The 20,368-nt window shown below is 43.8% G+C and carries 19 protein-coding genes and 1 riboswitch; of the genes, 6 read left to right on the top strand and 13 right to left on the bottom strand.

All coding sequences use genetic code 11. From position 1 onward, the window contains the following. Positions 1 to 28 precede the first annotated feature (28 nt). Positions 29 to 1,279 carry a dipeptidase gene (locus ABEB05_RS02575; protein ID WP_265787278.1) on the bottom strand — a complete coding sequence of 417 codons (1,251 nt, stop codon included), beginning with the start codon at positions 1,277 to 1,279 and terminating at the stop codon, positions 29 to 31. 145 nt (positions 1,280 to 1,424) lie between these two features. Here ABEB05_RS02575 and ABEB05_RS02580 point away from each other — a divergent pair, with 145 nt between their 5' ends. Further along, entirely contained in the window at positions 1,425 to 2,681 is a 1,257-nt protein-coding gene (locus ABEB05_RS02580) for a hypothetical protein (RefSeq protein ID WP_265787280.1), read from the top strand. Here the strand turns inward: ABEB05_RS02580 and ABEB05_RS02585 are convergent. Further along, positions 2,678 to 3,196 (bottom strand): hypothetical protein, encoded by a 519-nt coding sequence (locus ABEB05_RS02585; RefSeq protein WP_265787282.1) that lies wholly within the window; start codon positions 3,194 to 3,196, stop codon positions 2,678 to 2,680. The genes ABEB05_RS02580 and ABEB05_RS02585 overlap by 4 nt on opposite strands. 138 nt (positions 3,197 to 3,334) lie before the next feature. Between ABEB05_RS02585 and ABEB05_RS02590 the strand changes: the two genes are divergently transcribed. Further along, entirely contained in the window at positions 3,335 to 3,478 is a 144-nt protein-coding gene (locus tag ABEB05_RS02590; RefSeq protein WP_265787284.1) for a hypothetical protein, read from the top strand. Between the two features lie 93 nt (positions 3,479 to 3,571). On the opposite strand, the gene ABEB05_RS02595 is transcribed toward ABEB05_RS02590, so the two are convergent. The 5 genes from ABEB05_RS02595 to ABEB05_RS02615 form a co-directional block, all read right to left on the bottom strand. Next, complete coding sequence (locus tag ABEB05_RS02595) at positions 3,572 to 4,126, bottom strand: tetratricopeptide repeat protein (protein ID WP_265787286.1); 555 nt, start codon at positions 4,124 to 4,126, stop codon at positions 3,572 to 3,574. 106 nt (positions 4,127 to 4,232) lie between these two features. Beyond that, positions 4,233 to 4,409: a YegP family protein gene (locus tag ABEB05_RS02600; protein WP_265787287.1), complete on the bottom strand. Its 177-nt coding sequence runs from the start codon at positions 4,407 to 4,409 to the stop codon at positions 4,233 to 4,235. Between the two features lie 151 nt (positions 4,410 to 4,560). Beyond that, positions 4,561 to 4,758, bottom strand: a complete 198-nt coding sequence (locus ABEB05_RS02605; RefSeq protein ID WP_265787288.1) for a hypothetical protein — start codon at positions 4,756 to 4,758, stop codon at positions 4,561 to 4,563. Positions 4,759 to 4,865: 107 nt separating this feature from the next. Then, on the bottom strand, positions 4,866 to 5,510 hold the full coding sequence (locus ABEB05_RS02610) for a 3-keto-disaccharide hydrolase (RefSeq protein ID WP_265787289.1): 645 nt from the start codon (positions 5,508 to 5,510) through the stop codon (positions 4,866 to 4,868). A 393-nt stretch (positions 5,511 to 5,903) separates the two neighbouring features. Further along, positions 5,904 to 6,602, bottom strand: coding sequence for a DNA-binding domain-containing protein (locus tag ABEB05_RS02615; RefSeq protein WP_265787290.1), 699 nt, complete (start codon positions 6,600 to 6,602; stop codon positions 5,904 to 5,906). Between the two features lie 558 nt (positions 6,603 to 7,160). Continuing rightward, positions 7,161 to 7,365: riboswitch (cobalamin riboswitch) on the top strand. Positions 7,366 to 7,510: 145 nt separating this feature from the next. On the opposite strand from ABEB05_RS02615, the gene metE reads away from it, so the two are divergent. The 3 genes from metE to ABEB05_RS02630 all read left to right on the top strand — a co-directional run bounded on the left by metE (position 7,511) and on the right by ABEB05_RS02630 (position 13,493). Beyond that, on the top strand, positions 7,511 to 9,838 hold the full coding sequence (gene metE, locus ABEB05_RS02620; RefSeq protein ID WP_265787292.1) for a 5-methyltetrahydropteroyltriglutamate--homocysteine S-methyltransferase: 2,328 nt from the start codon (positions 7,511 to 7,513) through the stop codon (positions 9,836 to 9,838). A 54-nt stretch (positions 9,839 to 9,892) separates the two neighbouring features. Beyond that, complete coding sequence (locus ABEB05_RS02625) at positions 9,893 to 10,879, top strand: ribonucleotide-diphosphate reductase subunit beta (RefSeq protein WP_265787293.1); 987 nt, start codon at positions 9,893 to 9,895, stop codon at positions 10,877 to 10,879. Positions 10,880 to 11,081: 202 nt separating this feature from the next. Beyond that, entirely contained in the window at positions 11,082 to 13,493 is a 2,412-nt protein-coding gene (locus ABEB05_RS02630; protein ID WP_265787294.1) for a ribonucleoside-diphosphate reductase subunit alpha, read from the top strand. A 159-nt stretch (positions 13,494 to 13,652) separates the two neighbouring features. Here the strand turns inward: ABEB05_RS02630 and ABEB05_RS02635 are convergent, their stop codons facing one another. From ABEB05_RS02635 to ABEB05_RS02660, 6 genes are all read right to left on the bottom strand, one after another. Beyond that, on the bottom strand, positions 13,653 to 13,958 hold the full coding sequence (locus tag ABEB05_RS02635; RefSeq protein WP_265787295.1) for a hypothetical protein: 306 nt from the start codon (positions 13,956 to 13,958) through the stop codon (positions 13,653 to 13,655). Between the two features lie 83 nt (positions 13,959 to 14,041). Next, the gene (locus ABEB05_RS02640) at positions 14,042 to 15,943 is read right to left on the bottom strand and encodes an ABC-F family ATP-binding cassette domain-containing protein (RefSeq protein ID WP_265787296.1); all 1,902 of its coding nucleotides are present in this window, start codon (positions 15,941 to 15,943) and stop codon (positions 14,042 to 14,044) included. A gap of 109 nt (positions 15,944 to 16,052) precedes the next feature. Beyond that, positions 16,053 to 16,892 (bottom strand): DUF1684 domain-containing protein, encoded by an 840-nt coding sequence (locus ABEB05_RS02645; protein WP_345694229.1) that lies wholly within the window; start codon positions 16,890 to 16,892, stop codon positions 16,053 to 16,055. A gap of 113 nt (positions 16,893 to 17,005) precedes the next feature. Further along, a complete protein-coding gene (locus tag ABEB05_RS02650; protein WP_265787298.1) occupies positions 17,006 to 17,839 on the bottom strand; it encodes a universal stress protein in 834 nt (277 codons plus the stop codon). Between the two features lie 121 nt (positions 17,840 to 17,960). Continuing rightward, entirely contained in the window at positions 17,961 to 18,572 is a 612-nt protein-coding gene (locus tag ABEB05_RS02655) for a hypothetical protein (RefSeq protein WP_265787299.1), read from the bottom strand. A 38-nt stretch (positions 18,573 to 18,610) separates the two neighbouring features. After that, positions 18,611 to 19,636 (bottom strand): glycosyltransferase family 2 protein, encoded by a 1,026-nt coding sequence (locus ABEB05_RS02660; protein WP_265787300.1) that lies wholly within the window; start codon positions 19,634 to 19,636, stop codon positions 18,611 to 18,613. A gap of 219 nt (positions 19,637 to 19,855) precedes the next feature. On the opposite strand from ABEB05_RS02660, the gene ABEB05_RS02665 reads away from it, so the two are divergent. Next, the gene (locus ABEB05_RS02665; protein ID WP_265787301.1) at positions 19,856 to 20,353 is read left to right on the top strand and encodes a metallophosphoesterase family protein; all 498 of its coding nucleotides are present in this window, start codon (positions 19,856 to 19,858) and stop codon (positions 20,351 to 20,353) included. Positions 20,354 to 20,368 lie beyond the last annotated feature (15 nt).

Below are 20,368 nucleotides of genomic sequence, written 5' to 3' on the forward strand. Positions count from 1 at the left end.
TTGTGAGCTTTTAAATAATTAAGGAAGGTTATTGATTCTGCATACCCTCAGCTACCTTATTGACCTGCTCCCAAACCCGAAAAATATTACCGGATGCAATTTTCTGTACATCTTCTTCGCTGTATCCACGATCGAGGAGTTCGTCAAAGAGATTGGGATAGGAAGATACGTCTTTCAATCCGGTGGGAAGAGTATTGCCCACGCCATCGTAATCGGAACCTAATCCCACGTGTTCAATACCAACAAGTTCCACTACGTAATCTATATGATCGGCTGCCTTTTCTACGGTACTGTACTGAAAGTTCTCTTCGAAATAGGTTTCACTAAATTCTTGAGCTTCCTTACTGCCGGGCTCCAGTCCCCGTTCTTCGATTTTCTCCTCAATTTCAGTTCGTACTCTCGTACTGCTCTTATTTGAGGTACTATCAAGGAATGTGGAGCCGAAATTAATCATGATCACACCATTATTTTCAGCCAGACGCGTAATCAGGGTATCGCTCATGTTTCGCTCAAACCCGGGGGTGAAATGTCGGACGGATGAATGGGTTGCCACCACCGGAGCCTGAGTTACCTCCATCACGTCAAAGAACGCTTCGTCCGTTATATGAGATACATCTACCATCATCCCTACACGGTTCATCTCCTGGACGACTTCCCTTCCAAAATCACTGAGTCCATTGTGAGTGTCTTCTGTAGTATCGTAGGAAGAATCGCTTATTTTATTATCCCGGGAATGGGCCAGCGTTATGTAGCGAATACCCCGATCGTAGAAATACCGGATATTGGAGAGGTCCGTCCCTATGGGAGCCCCGTTTTCCATTCCCGTGGGAAGAGCGATTAATCCCTCATCAACGTGTTGCCTGATTTCTTCGGGAGAAGTAGCGATTGCAAACTTTTTCGGATGGTCATTTGCTATTCCCTGAACCATATTGATTAAGCTATCGGCCACGGCTTTGGCTCCACCGGTTTCCTGGTATCGTACCGGAATATAAATGGACATAAACGGGGCATCCAGGCCACCTTCCTTTGCTCTCGGATAATCGAAGTCACCGCTCTGGGTAGAATCAGAAATATCTTCCCAGTTATTTCGCAGTCGATAAGGGACATCAATATGACCGTCTACAATAATATATTTCTGAGCTAACTCTTTCCCGCTTGGTGGAGTAGGTTCTTTAGCCTGTGATTCCGTTTGGGGTTGTTTTTGGGAATCAGGAGAGGTACAGCCCAGACTAATAGCTATCGCTATAACAAATAGTGCCAGTTTTTTGAAAAGCTTCATGACCCGGGATTTTGTTAAAAAGTTTGAATATAAGATTGAGGAAATAATAATTGCTTTGCAAATCTTATCAAATATTTTACAACATTTGGATGATAAGTACTTTATCCTTTATTGAATCCTGAAAAGATAGGCAATAGGTTATTTGATGAGCAACGTCCAATACTTTTTATTCTTTCCGCTATTGATAGTCTTTCTTTTCTTTCATCTTGAAAGTTGTGACGAAAAAAAGAGGCATAAGGGAGGACTAAAAAATGATCCCCATATTACCAAAATATATAGAGGAATTGAAGTTGATTCTATAGAAGCAAATATACGTTCGCTGAGAAATTATCATACTCAGGATGATATAGATGCTGTCCGTCATTGGATATATGATACTTTTAAAAGATACGAGGAGGCATCCGATCATAATCTGAAGGTATCTTATACCTATAGAAGTGAAGAGGAAGACTCGGCAGAGATTGTCAATATAGCAGCTATTTTACCAGGGACTCAGCTCGAAAGCAAAGAAAGGATGTACGTGGTAAGCGGACTGTATGATGCCGCTCAATCAGATAACAAGAATGATATCCGCCATATTCCTAATATGGGTGTTATTATGGAGCTGGTACGGACGATGTCTGAGCATGAATTTGATGCTACTCTTGTTTTTTTAATTTCAGTGGACAGAAAGAAAAACCGTACCGGGACAGCGCATTTTATTAAGGGAATCCAGAAATATAACCTGCATATCGCAGGCTTAGTTTTAAATGATTTAGCCAGCTACAAGCATAGGGCCAATAAGTACAAAAACGAAGTCCGGATATCGGTACCGCGGATATCTGGCGGAGAAAACCAAAACACCAATAATGACCTCCAGTCGCGAGAGCTGGGACAATATTTTTATGAAATGTCCGAACAGTTTGTACCGCATATTTCTGTTGAGGTAGTGGAAAGGGAAGATACGGAAAGAGAATTATTTGCGGATTTCAATGAATATCCTGTAGTACGATTGGATCCCCCCGGACAGGAGGACCGAGAAAGGGAAGAAGTTCCGCCTGCAAATGCGGCACGCTACGTTGACTATAACTATCTTCATCAGGTTGTTAAATTAAATGCTGCCGTACTCAGTACCTTGGCAAATGCACCTGCCGGACCAAGTGAGGTGCGCGCTGACATTGCCCAGTCGGATGATAATATTAGCTTGCAATGGGAGCCGAATAACGAACCTGATTTAAAAGGATATGAAGTTGTCTGGAGAGCAATGGATGAACCCTATTGGACAGATTCTGAGTTTGTCGGTGATACCACAGCCTTTACCTTAAAAGGAGTTTCAACAGAAGACCTTTTTTTCGGAGTCCGTGCTGTTGATCGCTATGATCATAAAAGCCCGGCCGCATTCCCTATGTCAATTCAAGATTAGGTGGTGGTCTTACTATTATATTCTTGCTGCTCCTCATCAATCCATTTCCGAACCTCAGATAATTCGTCTTGTTTAAATAAGAGCGGCCGCCCCCGGTATTTGATTAGAGGAGATTTATGCTGTTCTTCTTTAAAGTTGACTTTGAGTATGGCCGATTGCGGATGCAAATAGTGGGTCCAAAAGGGGAGGTCATTGGACGTAGGCAGGATCGATTGAATCGCAGAGCGATCGAACTGTTCGTTTAGCACTTCCTTTTCGTTTTGGACATAGGAGATTAGCAGATATTTGGAGTTAAAACTGAGTTCTACTTCCATAGGCGATTCCATAAGTTTTAACGTACCAAAGACGGTAAGCGTAAAAAATATAAAGGTAACCAACCGAAGTATCCCTATCCACAGAGGATCGGGGATATTCCAGAACAGGATAAAAAACAGGATGGTTAACATTGCAGAAGCAAAAGTGCCTTTACGCCATATATCATGGCGTTGCTCATATATTATCATTGATCTGTCCATAAAAAGCCATGTATTTCTTTATTTACCCGTACCCCTATAAGATAGCTGATAGCTTTTAAAGGAAAAAATGACCTTTATTTTGGAAATAACCCCTAAGAGCTATAATTTGATTTAAAAGGCCAACAAATAGGAGTCGTTATGGATAAGAAAAAAGTTCAGAAAAAGAAAGAGATGTCAGATGAACAGGCAATAGCGGTTTCTGTACTACTCATTGGCGCTGGTGCTGCAGCTGCAATTTATGCGCTTGTTCTTCTCTTTAATTATTTCTTTCCCGGATTTTAGTTTTGGGAGGCATCTAACGGTATCAAAATTCCGGAAAATTTTAAAGAAGCCACATCGCAAATCATATAATTCCATGCAGTATTTTAAATCCTTTTAAAAATACTGCTTTAGAAAATGACCGGCTTCCGGATGGTCTAATTCCTTTGCCCTGAGAAAGTCTTCCCGTGCATTATCCATTTGTTCCCGGAGCATATAGCTGCATCCCCGATTAAAATGAGCATTGGCAAAGTCATGATCTAATTGAATTGCCCGGCTGAAACATTCGATTGCTTTTTTATGATTTGAATGTTGATTGGCAGCAATGAGCCCCAACCCATAGTGAGCCAGGGCATTGTTATCATCGAGGGCAACTGATTTTTTGAAATATTTTTCAGCCCTTTCTGCTTTATTCAGGCTCATATAATAGCTGCCGGCAATTTGATGCAGCTCACTATCCTCAGGGACCTGCTTTAAAGCAAACTGTAGGAATTCCTCTGTTTCCTGGTTCTTCTCCCTGTCAATTTTAATTATGAGCTTATTTTTGAGCGCCTTTTTATGACCGGGTTCTCTGTTAAGTACCTGGTTGAAAAGACGCAGCGCCTGTTCGTAGTTCTTTTTCCGGAGGAAAGACTCCCCGCGGTTGTAAATACGTTCTGTTCGTTGTCCCATTAATTTGTTTTGAGTGTGATATTACTAAAGAATAGCAGCTAAAAAATAAAAAGGCTGCCTATTGGTCGTAAAATAGACAGCCTCGTTTAATGCGTTTTAAAATGGCCTAATAGGAATTGCTGCGAGTATAACTGGTGCAATTACCATTTTCTTTGCCATCTTTCTTACATTCTTCTTTGTCCTCAAATCCGCCATTGGAGTACGCTTCTATATCGCCGTTTTTGGCTGTTCTTCGCCATCTCCATTCTCCTTTGGCATCTTTATAAATTTCACATCTAGGCATAAAAAGTGCTGTTCTTTTGGGTTATGTATTGACAATCATGCTTTTTAAAAAATAAACTGCATATATCTATTTACAAAAAAAATGTCTGTTTAATTCCGTGTTTTTGACAAACTAAAGCGTAATCCTAAACTATCCACTGATAGGGCATCTTTTAAGGTAGAAGCTTGAAATTATAATCCACATTTTCCTTTACTTCTATTCTTGGCAGATCTACCTGGGTATCGTTTTCTTCGGCCTCCTTCAAAAGAGCTTGGTGAAAATCTTTGGAAAGCAAAAGCCGGTGGTACTCAGTTCCTTCTTCGTAAATATAATCTGTAATTGCATCACGCAGTCGGTTCATCTTTTCCATAACATTCAATGGGTTAGATTAATTTTCTATCAGTTCTGTTACTAATGTAAAGAGGTTCGAGCGTTAAATCAGCCTTCCCTGCGATTTAACGCTCGAATAGTATTGATTTATGGCAGGGGTTTTACCTTTATGTTTTTGTAGTACACCACACTTTCTGGGTCGTGTCCCTGCAGGGCAAAGGTACCGCTATCGAGTACGCGTCCCTCGCGGTCCACATTTTCCGGTTCGGTATACTCAATGAGGGTCTCTCCATCCAACTTCACCGTAACGTTTTTATCTTGGACCTTGATGTGCAATGTAAACCATTCACCGTCTTTGGCGGGAGCATCATTCATGATGTCTTTCACGGCATAGAGACTGGCGGTTTTTCTTGGATCATCATCAGTATTATTAACCTGTACTTCATACCCCTTTTCCGGCCAGCCTTCTTCCTGGTATTCGGTGTGGAAGTAGATGCCCGAATTAGATCCTTCGGTCGTTTTTACATCCGCTTGGAACTCAAAATTCGTGAAATCATGATTTTCCACAGGTCCCGAATAAAACAGGTGTGCGCGGGGACCATCAACTTTAATGATTCCATCTTCTAACGAAAAGGTCTCCGGATTTTCACCGGCCTGCCAATTTTCCAGTGTTTCACCGTCAAACAGGGAAATCCATTCTCCGTTTGTTTCCTGCGCCGAAGAGGAGAACGCTCCGCCCAGCACCATTGCGATGACAATCATTGCGGTCATTACTTTGATCGAAAATTTCATAATAGTTTAATATGCCTTATAAGTTCGTGTTATACTTTCCCATCAAGGGACAAGCGGTTTATTAATAGCTACCTTACCATACGCATTTTAACCCGTTCCTTCAACTTGTAATATCCTTGTAGAGGATTCTTACAGGCCGAGAGGGGCAGTATACCCCTACTAATAATGCTCACTGCCATGGGAATGATATTCTAAAAGTTATTAGTATAACTTTCTCACTGTTATACTAATAACACTACCTATGTTACCCTAATAACTGTAATACTGTTATCTAAATAACTCTGTGTAAGTTATACTGATAACAGTGAAGTTACGTCGGTTAGGGGGAACGTTACGCAGAATTACAAAGGATAATTCATTCAATATCCTACTAAAGCAAAGGCGGGAGGAGGATCAGGCTAGCTGGAGTTTAGTATCAAGTCTTCCCGATCGAATTTCGGATGAGCTGTGCATTATTGCCCGTATTTCTAGCCGGTAACTGTCAGCCGTGAGGGTATCGGGAATGGCAAAGATCAGCTCTTTGGGCATATTCCGGATGAATCTGTTTACGCGAATCTCTGTACCGTCATGGCTGATAAAGAATACCCCTTGCTGTTTGTCATCCGGATCTGTTTTTAAACGGTAACCACGGACGATAGCGATGCTTCCGGGGGTGAGCAATTCGTTTTTCGTATCGGAATCCACATCTAAAAACCGGGTGATGGCGGGGCGGGGAATATGTCCGTTTACTTTTTCCAGTCGAAGCTTTCCGGGAAGGGTTTTTAAACGCAGCCCACAGTTACAGTTGATATGCAACTGGTGGCGACTAGGATCGAAGTAATCTTCATGATCTTTAAAAATACCCGAGATAGACAGGCTGATATTCATCAGGGGAGTATCAATACGGTGGCCGCGGGAAAGAGCACGTTCAATGGCCGCTTCATAGTTTTCGAGCGTGGCCAGTGCATCGGCTTTAGTTATCGTTGATCCCCGGCTGATCATTTCATCAATAATATCTTCCATCGAAAGGCTTTTCCCGTGCCGGACGATAGCCCGGTGGTCGTTCGGTTTATTGGTCAGATGGTTGGGGTAAAGGGCGTAGGTAATGGGCATAGCTTTTTGTTTGTTTTGAACGTTTATGGGTTGTAATAAATCACCCGTGTCATTCTGAATTTATTTCAAGCTCTGGAGGCGTTAGTATCTGCAATAAATGCTGAAATGGTTTGCATGATATAGTAGTTATGCTCTTTCTCAATAAGTAAGATCCTTTTGGAGGGGAATCCTTACAGATTTTTTGGCCCATATCGGGATTCTGTTAAACCTGTTTATTCAGGAGGTTATTGATAGGACAGGTTGCCAATCCGTTTGGACTGGTTAACAACTCGTCCTGTAAAGCGACCCAGGGCTATAAGTGTTTATAAATAACTGGGTAAAAGGGACAGGAAATAAGTAGCGCGGGAATTAATTCCCGCGCTATTGACTCATACATATAGCTGTTTCAAGTTTACAATGCAGACCCACAACAGAACCTACTGATTATAACTATGCACACTGGTTTTCCATGAAACCACTTTGGTGCCATTTATACATCGAAACTTTCCTCCGGAATGTTAACAACTTAGGCTAAATGTGGAAAAGTAATCGTTGACAATGAACGCCGAAGCTGTTTTCTTAAAAGTAAGATTTAAAGGTGTCCCGACCACGGTCGGGGTGAAAAGGGAATCCGGTGATTCCTGAGAAGGAGAATCCGGAGCTGTTCCCGCAACTGTAATCCGATAGATTTCTTTGTTAAGCCACTGTCTCAGCCCCAAAAGAGATGGGAAGGATCAAGGAAATTTCGGTAAGCCAGGAGACCTGCCTTTAAATTGAGTAAACGAGGCCTTCGGGAGTTAAGGCGTTGTTGAAAGACAGGAACGGCGTAGGTCTTCATTATGGTTTATGTGATATTTTTTATCTCCTGTCTTATCAACGTTTTAGCGTTCTCACCTCGTATAATTATAAGCTAAAACAAGGTATTACTCATGCTTACTCACAACCTCGGATACCCGCGGATAGGTATCAACAGAGATCTTAAAAAAGTCGTAGAATCTTATTGGAAAGGCGATATCAGTAAATCAAAACTGGTGGAATCCACCGAAGCCCTTCGGGTGATGCACTGGACCAAACAGAAAGAAGCCGGCATAGACTGGGTGCCGTCGAATGATTTCTCACTCTATGACCAAGTGCTGGATACGGCGCTGCTGGTGGGGGCTATCCCGGAGCGCTACCAGGAGTTGTATGACCAGGAGAATGACAAAATCCTGAGCTATCCCATTGATACTTATTTTGCCATGGCACGGGGCATACAGGATGAAGATCATGACATCTCGGCCATGGAGATGACCAAATGGTTCAATACTAATTATCACTACATCGTCCCGGAGTTTTCGGCCGATCAGACCTTCCAATGTCTTTCATCAAAAATATTTGACGAGTACGAGGAAGCCAAAGCCGTGGGCGTAATTACAAAGCCCGTGCTTATTGGTCCGGTCAGCTTCTTGCTGCTGGGCAAGGAAAAGGAGGGAGGCGGTGATTTTCACCGCCTAGACCTGCTAGATAAGCTGCTGCCTGTATACCAGGAAATTTTGGATAAGCTCGAGCGGATGGGCGTCGAGTGGGTGCAGATCGAAGAGCCGTTTCTTTCTCTGGACCTTGATGGAAAAGTCAAGAAGGCCTATCGGAAAGCCTATCAAAAACTGGATGAAGACCTGGGAGAATTAAACTTGCTGCTGACGACCTATTTTGAGGGTCTCGGTGAAAATTCGGATCTGGCGTGCGAACTACCGTCAGACGGCCTTCATATCGATCTGGTAGAAGATCAGAATCAGCTGGAAGTGGTGCTTGATAAAATGAATGGGGAGCAAGTGCTTTCCCTGGGATTGATCAACGGACGGAATATCTGGAAAGCAGATCTTGAAAAAGCAGCAGAGATTATTGACCAGGCTGAGGAAGCAATTGGAAGCGACCGGCTTTGGATAGCACCTTCGTGCTCGCTGCTGCACTGTCCGGTGGATCTGGAGCAGGAAACGGATGAGACGGCGCTGCCTGCCGAGGTCAAGCGCTGGATGGCTTTTGCCAACCAGAAACTGGACGAGCTGTCCCTGATGAAGAAGCTCGCAGAGGATTCGTTGACAGACGAAGAGCAGGAACTTGTAAGGGCGCACCAGGCAGATCTGGCTGACAAAGGAGAGTCAGCGCTGGTGCATAATCCCGATGTGCAGGAGCGCATAGAGAATCTGGATGATGGTATCCTACACCGCGACCATCCCTACAGAGAACGAAAAAAGGTACAGCAGAAACATCTGGATCTGCCGGACCTGTTCCCCGCTACCACCATTGGGTCCTTCCCGCAAACTAAAGAAGTCCGGCAGTGGCGAGCGGATTACAGAAAGGGAAAGTTATCCTGGGAAGAGTACGAACAGCATATCAAAGAGGCGATTGATAAACTGATCCAAAAACAGGAAGAGATTGGCTTGGACTTGCTGGTCCACGGTGAATTCGAGCGCAATGATATGGTAGAATATTTCGGTGAGCAGTTTGCCGGATTCGCTTTTACCCGCAACGGCTGGGTGCAAAGCTATGGCACCCGCGGGGTAAAGCCGCCCATCATTTATGGCGATATCCACCGTCCGGAAGCCATCACTGTCAAATGGTCCTCGTACGCCCAGTCCCAAACTGACCAGCCGGTCAAAGGAATGCTCACGGGTCCGGTAACCATCCTGCAATGGTCCTTTCCGCGCGACGACCAGCCCTGGTCTGAAACCGCTAAGCAGATTGCCCTGGCCATCCGCGATGAAGTAAAAGACCTGGAGGAAGCCGGCATACAGGCTATCCAGATTGATGAACCCGCTTTCCGGGAAGGGTTGCCATTGCGGCGTGACGATTGGGATCGTTATCTGGAATGGGCGGTAGATGCCTTCCGCATGGCTTCTACGGTGGTAGAGGACCAAACACAGATCCACACTCATATGTGCTACTCGGAGTTTAATGATGTGATCGAACATATTGCCCGCTTGGATGCGGATGTGATCTCTATGGAGACTTCCCGTTCCCAGATGGAGCTGCTGGATGCCTTTGTGGAGTTCGAATATCCCAATGAAATAGGTCCGGGTGTCTACGATATCCATTCTCCGCGGGTGCCTTCAACCGACGAGATGGTCGCGCTGCTGGAAAAGGCTGCGGATGTACTTGAGCCTGAACAGATCTGGGTAAACCCCGACTGTGGACTTAAAACCAGAGGCTGGGAAGAGACGCTGCCGTCGCTGGAAAATATGGTGGAAGCAGCCCGCCTGATGCGGGATAAAGTATAAAATTTTAATCTATACGGACGTAGCATACTACGTCCCGACAAAATCTATTTATTTATGAACAACAAACTAATAGGACGCACTTCAGTACGTGATAATATTAAACTCAGTGAAGATCCCTCATATCCCATTTTCAAGGAGCTCTACGAAAAACAAAAAAAAGCGATCTGGTTTCCGGAGGAGCTGAATATCCAGCAGGATGCGCTTGACTATCACTCGCTTTCGGATGATGAAAAGGATCTCTTTGATACGGCTGTGGGCTACTTCTGCTCCTCGGAGCTGCTGGTACAGAATGTGCTGGTAAACTCCTTCTTTCCGCTGCTCACCGATCCACACGCCAAGATGAGCTTCAGCACGCAGCTGTTTATGGAGAATATCCACAGCGATTTCTTTGAGATTGTGCTGCAGTCATTCGGTATGGACCGCGAGAAGATGTACGATGTAGCCTTTGATGACCCCATCCTGCGCAAAAAGCAGTCGCTGATTGTGGATGAGATCGACAAGATCAGCTATGAGAAGATCGATCCGGAAACGCTTGAAGGACAGAAGCAGGTCCTGCGGGCCATTTTACTGAATAACATTATCCTGGAAGGGATTTTCTTTTACTCCTCTTTTGCACATTTCTTCGCCCTCAAAGATATGGCCAAGATGAAGAATGTGGTCTCCGGGGTAGAACTGGTGCTGATTGACGAGTCGTTGCACCTGCAGAACGGTATTGAGGCAATCCTGATTATGCTGGATGAAAATCCGGAGATTGTGGAAGATACCGAGTACGTGCAGGATATACGGGACATCATTTTGGAGGGAACCGCCCTGGAAATAGAATACGTGAAACATAAGTTCGGAGACCGTACGATCCTGGGAATTTCTTACGGTGAACTGGAGCGCTACCTGAAGTATATCACCGACCGGCGCCTGCAGGAATTGGGTTTTCAGCAGGAGTTCCACATCAACGAAAATCCCCTGCGATTCCTACAGAAGGAAGATGTAAAGAAGCTGATCAACTTCTTTGAGGTATCCTCAACCGAATATACGAACTATTGATATAGCACCCTATAGATATTGTAAAGACCACTTTCAAAGAGCAAGCAGTCTATTAACCCTTTATAAGGTAACCCCCACAGTTGACAGGAAATGATACTACCGGGCAAAAAAGCTCGGTGGAGACAAAACCCTTGACAAGTGGCAACGAGTAGGGGCTGTGCGGATTAACCTTCAATATTTAACCTTTCAACCTTTCAACACTATGAAAAGAACTGTCATAAAGCGCGACGGAACGGAAGAACCGTTCAGAACACAGAAAATTATTAACGCCATTTTTGAAATTATAGAAGGACTGGAGGTAGAGGACGACTACGAGCTGGTCTTTCTGATCATGAAAGAACTGGACCTAAAAGTCCCGGAGCGGGTGTCCACCGAAGAGCTCGACCGGCTGGTGCTGAAGGCTATAGAACAGCTCATTCCTAAACACCCGGTCTACGATACCCTGGCCACAAGGCAGTTGTTGAAGCTCATTAACAAGCGAATTGACCGGCGACTGGATAGCTTCCGGGAATACCTGAAAAAAGGATTTGAACAGGAGCTGCTGCATGAACGGCTCAAAGCGTTCGATTTTGATCTTCTGGAGCAGTCGGTCAACTTTGAGCGGGACAGCCTGCTTGGTTATTTTGGCTTAACGACCATGAATGACCGTTATCTGATGAAAAACCGCGATGGTGAGGTCATGGAGAAACCGCAATGGTTTTTTATGCGGGTGGCCATGGGCATCGGTAATTCCAACGAGGAGATCGTCAAGATCTACAACAAGCTTTCAAAGCTGGAGTACCTGCATTCCACGCCAACATTGTTTAATTCGGGTACCGTTACCTCGCAATATTCTTCCTGCTATGTGAGCGTTATCGATGACTCCTTGGATTCGATTATGGACAAGGCACGCGAGACGGCATTCCTGGCCAAATATGCCGGGGGTGTGGGGACGGATGTCAGTCGTATCCGGGCTACGGGTTCGAATATTGCTTCGCTGAATGCACCCTCATCCGGGGCCATTCCCTTTATAAAGATCTTTGATACGCTGGTTAACTCCATCCAGCAGGGGGGACGCCGCCGCAGCTCGCAGGTAATCTCCATGCAGCCCTGGCACCTGGATATCGATGGTTTCCTGGATCTGCGGGAAACCACGGGCAACGCCTATTTTAGGACACCATCGCTCAACACGAGCTTATGGATGCCCGACGAAATGATGCGTCGAATTGACCAGGGAGAGCCGATCTACCTGTTTGATCCCGGTGAGTGTTCCGAACTGGTAGATGCCACAGGCGATGACTTCAAAAAGAAATATGAGCAGCGTATTGAGCAGGCCGAAGTCAATGAGTTGGAGCAATTTAGGAAACTGGACAGCCAGGATTTTTTCAAGAAGTATCTCTTCAAGCTGGCGAAAACAGGTCACCCGTGGCTGATCTTTAAAGATGAGCACAACCGCCATAACCCGTGTCCGGAGTATAGCGTGATCAACAGCTCCAACCTATGTACCGAGATCTCCATTCCCAATCGTCCTGACTCTACGGCTGTTTGTACGCTGGCATCGGTGAACCTCTCGAAACATGTGAAAGAGGACCTGAGTGATATCGACTGGGAAAAGCTGGAAGATACGCTCGAAACAATGACCCGGGGATTGGATAATATCCTGGATAAGAATTTTTATCCCTCCGAGGCTGCAGAGCGTAATACAATGGACTTGCGTCCCTTGGGTATCGGACTCATGGGTTTTGCGGAGGCCCTGATCGACCTAGAAATTGCCTATGACTCTGAAGAAGCCGTTATGTTGGCCCGGAAACTGGGAGCCTTCATGCGGAAGATTGCCTACCGTACCTCGCAGGAGCTGGCCGAAGAGCGCGGGGCATTCAGGCATTACCAAGAGATGGAAGAGCAGGGTAAAGGGTATGATTACCCGCCACGCCGCAATGCCGTACTATTAGCAATTGCGCCAACTGCGTCGATCTCCATTATCACCGGTACAACCTCGTCCATCGACAGTTATTTCAGTAATCTTTATTCCCGCGATACTCTTTCCGGCAAGCATATCGTTATTAACCGTCAGCTGATTGAGGACCTGGAAGAAAAAAGAAAGTGGAGCGATGAGATCGCCGATGCCATAAAGGCCAATAACGGCTCGGTGCAGTATATCGATGAGCTTGATGGCGTTATTGACAAAGAGTTGTATAAGACCGCCTATGAGATCCATCCCAAGCGGCAGATTGATATCGCGGCGGCTTTCCAAGAATCCATCGATCAGGCCGTGTCCAAATCGCTGTACATTGATGAGCACTTGCGTGACAACATGGAGGAGATCTATCTTTATGCTTGGGAAAAGAAGCTGAAGTCCACCTATTACTGCTTCATTGACAAGGTAGTAAAAGGGGAGAAGTACACCGAGAAAGTAAATAAAAGGGGATCGCGCAAAGGGTTCGGAGCCTCATCTCCATCTGAAAACGATGGGGCGAAACAGAAAACCGATCCGGTAGAAGAAGATAAGGCAGAACTAGAGGCCAAAGCACGGGAAAAATTTGGTGATGAGGTCGTAGATGAAGCACTCGAAGCCAATGCCGACTCGTGTCCCACGGACCCGATGCTGCGGCGGATTTGTCCGGCGTGTGAATAGTAAATATTTCAAAATATATCAATAGCCCGGGAATACATCCCGGGCTATTGATATATAGTAATGCTAATCTGTTAAAAGTTTAAATATTTTTTATAAATCTGTAATTGATTAATATACAATTGGTTATAGGAAATACTTAAACTAACTATTAGATCTGTTTTATCCCCGAATCAACCAGGCACCCGGCGGTACGTTGCGAGAGAGCGTGTAGCAGTCACCGGGTGGAGGCTGGTGGCCAGGTGGAGTATTGGGATACCAGATTCTGCAGCTTCCGGGAGGCGGCATATGTCCGGGAGGTACTTTTCCAACGCCTTTCCGATGGTCAGGTCTCCGCTCATGTTTTTCTACAGCTACCCCGCCTCTTTCTCCTTCAAGGATAAGAAGTCCATGGGAGCAGCCAGAAAGTAAAACCGTGACCGTAATAATGAACAGTACTTTTAAAAGGTAACTTAGCTGGTTTTTCATAATATGGCGTTCTCATTGCGATTTATTTCAATAAGAACAGACAAATACCCGTTTTAAATAGCATGTTTGTGCTAAATCACCTTTCAGGCGCGTTCGGCCAGTTCAAACCAGCGGCTGGTTTTCTTTTCTATTTTGGCGTTGAGTTTTTCGTATTGTTTTGATTTCTCCTGCAATTCGTCGTGACTAAGTTTTCCGCTGCTTATTTCAGTTTCAAGCGCTTCCTTTTTCTGCTCAAGTTTTGCAATATTTTCTTCCAATTTGTTATACTCCCGGCGTTCATTATAGCTGAGCCTTTGTTCATCGGTGGATGAGGATGAATGATTTTGAGCAGAGGAATCTGTTTCTTGTTTTGGTTCCGGGGAGGATGTAGATGAAGAGGATAATTGTTCTTCCAAGATCTGTTCTCTGTACTCTTCGTATGTACCGTGGTGATCCCTTATTTGCCCTTCACCTTCAAAAATAAAATAGTGATCAACTAGCTTATCCATGAAAAAGCGATCATGTGAGACGATGATCAAGCATCCTTCAAAATCCAGGAGAAACTCCTCTAATTTATTAAGGGTCAGCAGATCAAGATCATTAGTGGGTTCATCCAAAATGAGAAAGTTAGGGTTTTGGATAAGTACTAACATTAGTGCCAGCCGGCGTTTTTCGCCACCGCTAAGCTTGCGCACATGTGTATATTGCATTTCAGAGGTGAACATAAAGTGCTCAAGAAAACGGGAGGCCGTAATTTTTTTGCCGTTGGCCAGTTTAATAATTTTAGCCTCGTTCTGAATAATATCGATGACCCGTTCATCTTCATCAAACTCCAGTCCCTGCTGTTCATAATGGCCAAATACGACGGTTTTACCGGTTCGTATTTTTCCGGAATCCGCCTGCTCTTTTCCGGTAATCATATCTAGGAAGGTGCTTTTACCGGCCCCGTTTTCGCCAATTATCCCGATACGCTCTCCCTCTTCAAAAGTGTAATAGAAGCTATCCAGTATTTTATTGTCATCAAACTTTTTGGAAACATTTTTAAGTTCTAAAATTTTACCTCCAAGCCGTGGCATATCAATACTCAAGCGCAATTCCGGATCTTTGGGTCCGGTTTCGGTTTTATCCTTTAGTTCCTTGAAATCATCAATACGGGATTTAGATTTAGTGGTCCGGGCTTTGGGTGAGCGGCGCATCCATTCGAGCTCTTTTTTGAAGAGTTGCTGGGCTTTGTGAGCTTCTTTGCGTTCAATTTCTCTTCGCTCCGAACGCTTCTCCAGAAAATACTGATAGTTGCCTTTATGATGGTATAGTTTGCCTCCTTCCAGTTCGAGGATGTGGTCGCAAATCCGATCCAGAAAGTAACGATCGTGGGTGACCATCAAAAGTGTTCTGTTGGTACTAATGAGATATTCCTCTAACCACTCGATCATGGCAATATCCAGGTGGTTTGTGGGTTCATCAAGGATAAGAAGATCCGGATTATCGAGGAGCACAAAAGCAAGGGCCACACGTTTGCGTTCTCCACCGGAGAGGGTGGCGATGGATTGGTCAAGATTGTGAATATTAAGCTTGCTCAGAATCTTTTCCATGCGCTGCTCATAATCCCAGGCGCCGACGGTATCCATGGCCTCAGAAGCACGTTCAAACTTTTTCCGGTTCTCTTCATTGTAATCTTCTGCCTGTTGTTCAGCGGCTTGGTGGTATTGCTGTATTATTTCAACGGTTTGATTGTCATTTTGAGCAATGAATTCCCTGATCGTCAGGTTTTCATCCAGATTGGGATCCTGTTCCAGAAATCCGATTCGTATATCATTTTGGACCATTACTTTTCCACCGTCGGGCTGTTCCTCGCCGGCCAGAATTTTCAAAAGGGTAGATTTGCCGGTCCCGTTCTCCGCAATAAGAGCTGTTTTATCTCCTTCGGTAATACCGAACGACAGTCCTTGAAAAAGTACTTTTGGACCATAATTTTTAGATAGATTTTCCGTAGAAAGATAGGTCATAAATTACTTAATAGTCATTTATCGGATTATAAAATTTTGAAAGAGATCTCTGTTTGATTCCTTAGCGGCTGAGAATTTTTGCGAGAATAACAGCCTGAATATTATAAGCTTATTCAATCGAATTCTCATACATTTTTTCACCAGCAGTGATTGCTACTGACAGCTGATTTTCCAGGGGTGGGAGGGGACATGTTGCGTAGTCGGTAAACACACAGGGAGGATTATAAGCCTTATTAAAATCAATAGAGGTAACACTATTTTTGTTCGGAGTGTTTATATAGAGATACCTTCCGCCATCGTAGGTGGATTTACCATTGGTTTTATCTCCCAGGATGATGAAAAACTCTTCGTCATTATCCGGATGACCTAACGGTGCTAACTGATATTCTTGGTCATTAATGGTAAAATGAAGGGTTCCGTATAGTGAATCTTGGTAGCTTTCACCAAGTATATCAGGAATAGTAACAGTGCGGGGAGACTCAAAACGTTCAAAGGTTGCTTTTATATTCCATTTACGATCAACGGGAAAGCGATCAATGCCATCGAAGGTTGAAAAATTAGGATGTTTGGTATCTTTGAGACGCAGGTAGTAATCCCCCCGCCTTTCTATGATATACCAGATAAAATCATTGTGCCTTAGTTTGGTGGGAGCTTGCTCTCCCTGGACCTGGAGGTCAATTTCAGAAATGGTATCTCCTTCTGAACTTACTGAAGCTTCGGGATCCGCAAAAAAGGTCAGGGAATCCTCCTTGCGTATAATAGTTCCGATATATGGAGCTACTCTGTCAGGAAGAATAATATCATTGGTGGAGTCAGCCCCGACGGCATGTTCCCCCTTTTCAATTCTGTATAGTCCGGCCAGGCTTAGCCAGCTGTCTTCTTCCTGCAGAGATTCAATGCGTTGTTTGTGCCATTCATTAATAGTTTGAAAGTATTCTTCATCACTCATACGATCCTGCTCTGTACTGCAGGAAATAATAATACATAACCCCAAAAAAGGCATGACCTTATAGAGGATAGATACGATTTGAAGAAACATCGGAGATAGATTTGCCTACATCGTTAAAGATTTTCAGGGACATGAACGAGCATTGGAACATGGGTATGATAGGTCAGTTCTTGTGTATTGTTGGCCCAAAGCAGTGTTCTCAAAAATACTTTTTTATACCGGATGAGGATAATCAGAGATACCGGATATTCTTCGAGGAAGCTCGAAACCCCTTTGGAAAATCGTTCTGCTTCAAGGTGATGGAATTCGAGTTTTGAATAATCGATCTCCTCTTTTATTAAATCTTTAAATCCTCTGAAGCGGATATCAGTATCCATATCCTTCTCTTCGGAAACATGAAGCACATGAACTTCCGCATCAAAAATGCTGGCCAGAAAGACGGTCGATTTAAGCGCTTCCATATCCTTGGACCGGAAATCCGTAGCAAAAAGGAAACGATCGAGATAGGGCTTCTTACTGTTAATAGGCACGGTCATGACCGGAATTTCTGAATCAAGAATGACATCAGACGTGACATTCCCGTAAAGAATACGTTTTAAGCTGGATTCCCCCTTAGTGCCCATAACCAAAAGATCAGCCCCTATTTCATCGGCCTTTTGATTGATAACCCCATAAGGCTTACCTCTTTCAATGTGATATTCAATATTCAGATGTTCGAAGTCGGATGCTGCTTCCGCTATGAGCTCCTCAAAATGCTCTTCGGCTTTTTCAATAAGAGCATCTACTGTTTCTTCAACGCGGGTTGCAAAATCATACGGCTCTTCAATAGCATGTAATAAATGTAGTTCTGCGTCGGCTTGAGCTGCTATTTTAACGGCGTAGGTATAAGCCTGGGCGGCATCCTCTGTAAAATCCGTTGGAAATAAAATTGTTTTTAAATGATCCATCTTCTCGATTTTTTGAATGGTTGTGTTGCTAAATTACACTTCCATTAATAGTAAATAAAGTAAGTAGAATAATTTTTTGCTATGGTATCCCATTTAGCTCCCGTGTTCCAAAAGAATCTGTTTAATTGATCTCCAGATCAATAGATACCTCTTTGTATGTTTTATAAAAGAGTGGAACCATAAGAGCTGCAATATAACAAATGATACCAATAGCAACGAATGTGAAAGCAACTGTTCGGTCATATTGCAATGCATCTAATTGGAATAACAAGTTGTACCAGTCATGGGCCTCTTCACCCAGGTTGCCAATAAGTGGTAGTTGACGTTCACTTGCATCGGCCGCATATCCGGCTACGTCCATCCAGCTGAATCCTAACAAACAAAATGATAGCTGAACTCCAATGCTTTTTCTGTTAATCCAGCAAAATATTAAAATAGCCAGAGGTAGTAATATCTGGAATAAAGAACCTCCTAAAATAGTGATAAACCGGAAACCAAAAATACCGAAGAATGTATGTCCCGCTTCATGAGTAATGAGCAAGAAGGTATCTATAAACAGGTGAACAATATTGAGTGGAAAAGGATAGGAATAGTTAACTGAAAAAAAGATGTTGAAACGAAGTGCCCAGTACATCTGATGGATAGAATAGATAATGAAGGGGAGAATAAGGAATGAGGCCCACCATTTTTTAAAAAATGCAGCTGTTATTTTTTTTAGTCTCTCAGTTTGCATGCCATTTATCTTATTTTAATCTGATCCCTTCTCATATATCAATTATCCATCAGATCCCGAAAGGTGTCTTTGCCTTTTAAAAAATAATCCCACACCAGACGAACGGGAAGGATAGTAGGGGGATCTGATTGCTGTTTGCGGCTTTGTTGCAGGTTTTGCCTCTTCTCATGAGTAACCGTGAATTCTGTCCAGAAATGATAGTGGGCTTTGGCTATAGCAATAAATTCATTCCAATTACCTGTTAAAAGGGAACGCAAGCCTGCAATGATATCCAGTAGATATCTTCCCCAAAAGCGCGTGATCAGGCTTTCTGTACTACAGTTCTTCCAAAGCATTTTTAAGCTGTTGCGATAATTGTAATAGAGCTTTCGCGGAGAATCCATCGGAAGGGATCCGCCACCAAGGTGATAGATCATGCTATCGGGACAATAACGAACCTTATAGCCGGCATTCCATACCCGCCAGCATAGATCGATTTCTTCCATATGAAATTCGAAATCCTCATCAAATCCCCCATGTTCTTCGAATATTTCTTTTCGGATGGCCAGGGCGGCTCCGCTGGCCCAAAGAATCTCCTGTTCATCATCATATTGGCCTTTATCCATCTCGATCGTGTCAAAAACTCGTCCCCTGCAAAACGGGTAGCCATATTTATCCAGATATCCACCTGCCGCTCCTGCATATTCAAAGTATTCGGGCTGTCTGTCAGATCGCAACTTGGGTTGTACGGCTGCCGTTCTGGAATTTTTAAAGCAGTTGGATAAGCCATTCAGCCAGTCCGGCTCTACGCGAACGTCATTGTTAAGGAAAACAAGAATTTCTCCATTTGCATAGGAAACGGCCCGGTTATTACCCCCGCAGTATCCATAATTTTTATCCAGAGAGGCAATCTTAATATTAGGGTACTGTTCCTGCACCCAATTTTTTGATCCGTCAGTGGATGCATTATCTGCCAAAATTATTTCATAGTCCGGATAGTTGGTCGCTGTAACACTCGGAAGATATTCCTGTAGATGATGTAAGGCATTCCAGGAAACGATAATTATGCTAAAAGAGGGCAACATAAATAATTTAGATAAAGATAAAATGTTTTGATTGCCAGCGTTAACGTTTTAATCTGCTAAGAAAGAGTTGAAGGTAGTAATTAAATAGTAAAGATCGAATAAGTGTCATGCATGGGAAAAGGTGGAAATCTATTTTTCAATTGATGTAATTTTTACTGATACTGAAACTTTGTACATTTGGTAGTGTTTTGATTGTATAGATGAAAATGAAGAAGGAGCATGATTAAGGTTGGCCTAATTTCGGATACACATAATTACCTTGATCCTCAGGTAGCGGAATATTTTGCAGATCGTGATGAAATATGGCACGCCGGGGATTTTGGAACTATTGGCATCGCTGAACAACTCAAATCCATTGCACCATTAACCGGGGTTTATGGTAATATCGATGGAAATAAAATTCGTCAGGAATATCCGAAGCACCAACGGTTTGAACGACAGGGGATTGATATTTGGATGACCCATATTGGAGGAACACTGGGGCGATATTGTTTGCCAATCCGGGAAGAGATGGAGAAAAGTCCCCCGGATGTTTTTATTTGCGGCCATTCGCATATTTTAAAAGTCGGACGGGATCAGGAAAAGAACAGGATGCTTTTTATAAACCCTGGGGCTGCGGGCAGATATGGCGCTCAAATATACAGAACCTGCATTCGATTTACGATAGACGAAGGGAAACTCCAGGATATGGAGGTTATTAATTTAGGACATACCTAAATTAATGGTTGGATA

The sequence above is a fragment of the Fodinibius salicampi genome (assembly GCF_039545095.1).
In the GTDB taxonomy this organism is placed as follows: Bacteria; Bacteroidota; Rhodothermia; order Balneolales; family Balneolaceae; genus Fodinibius; species Fodinibius salicampi.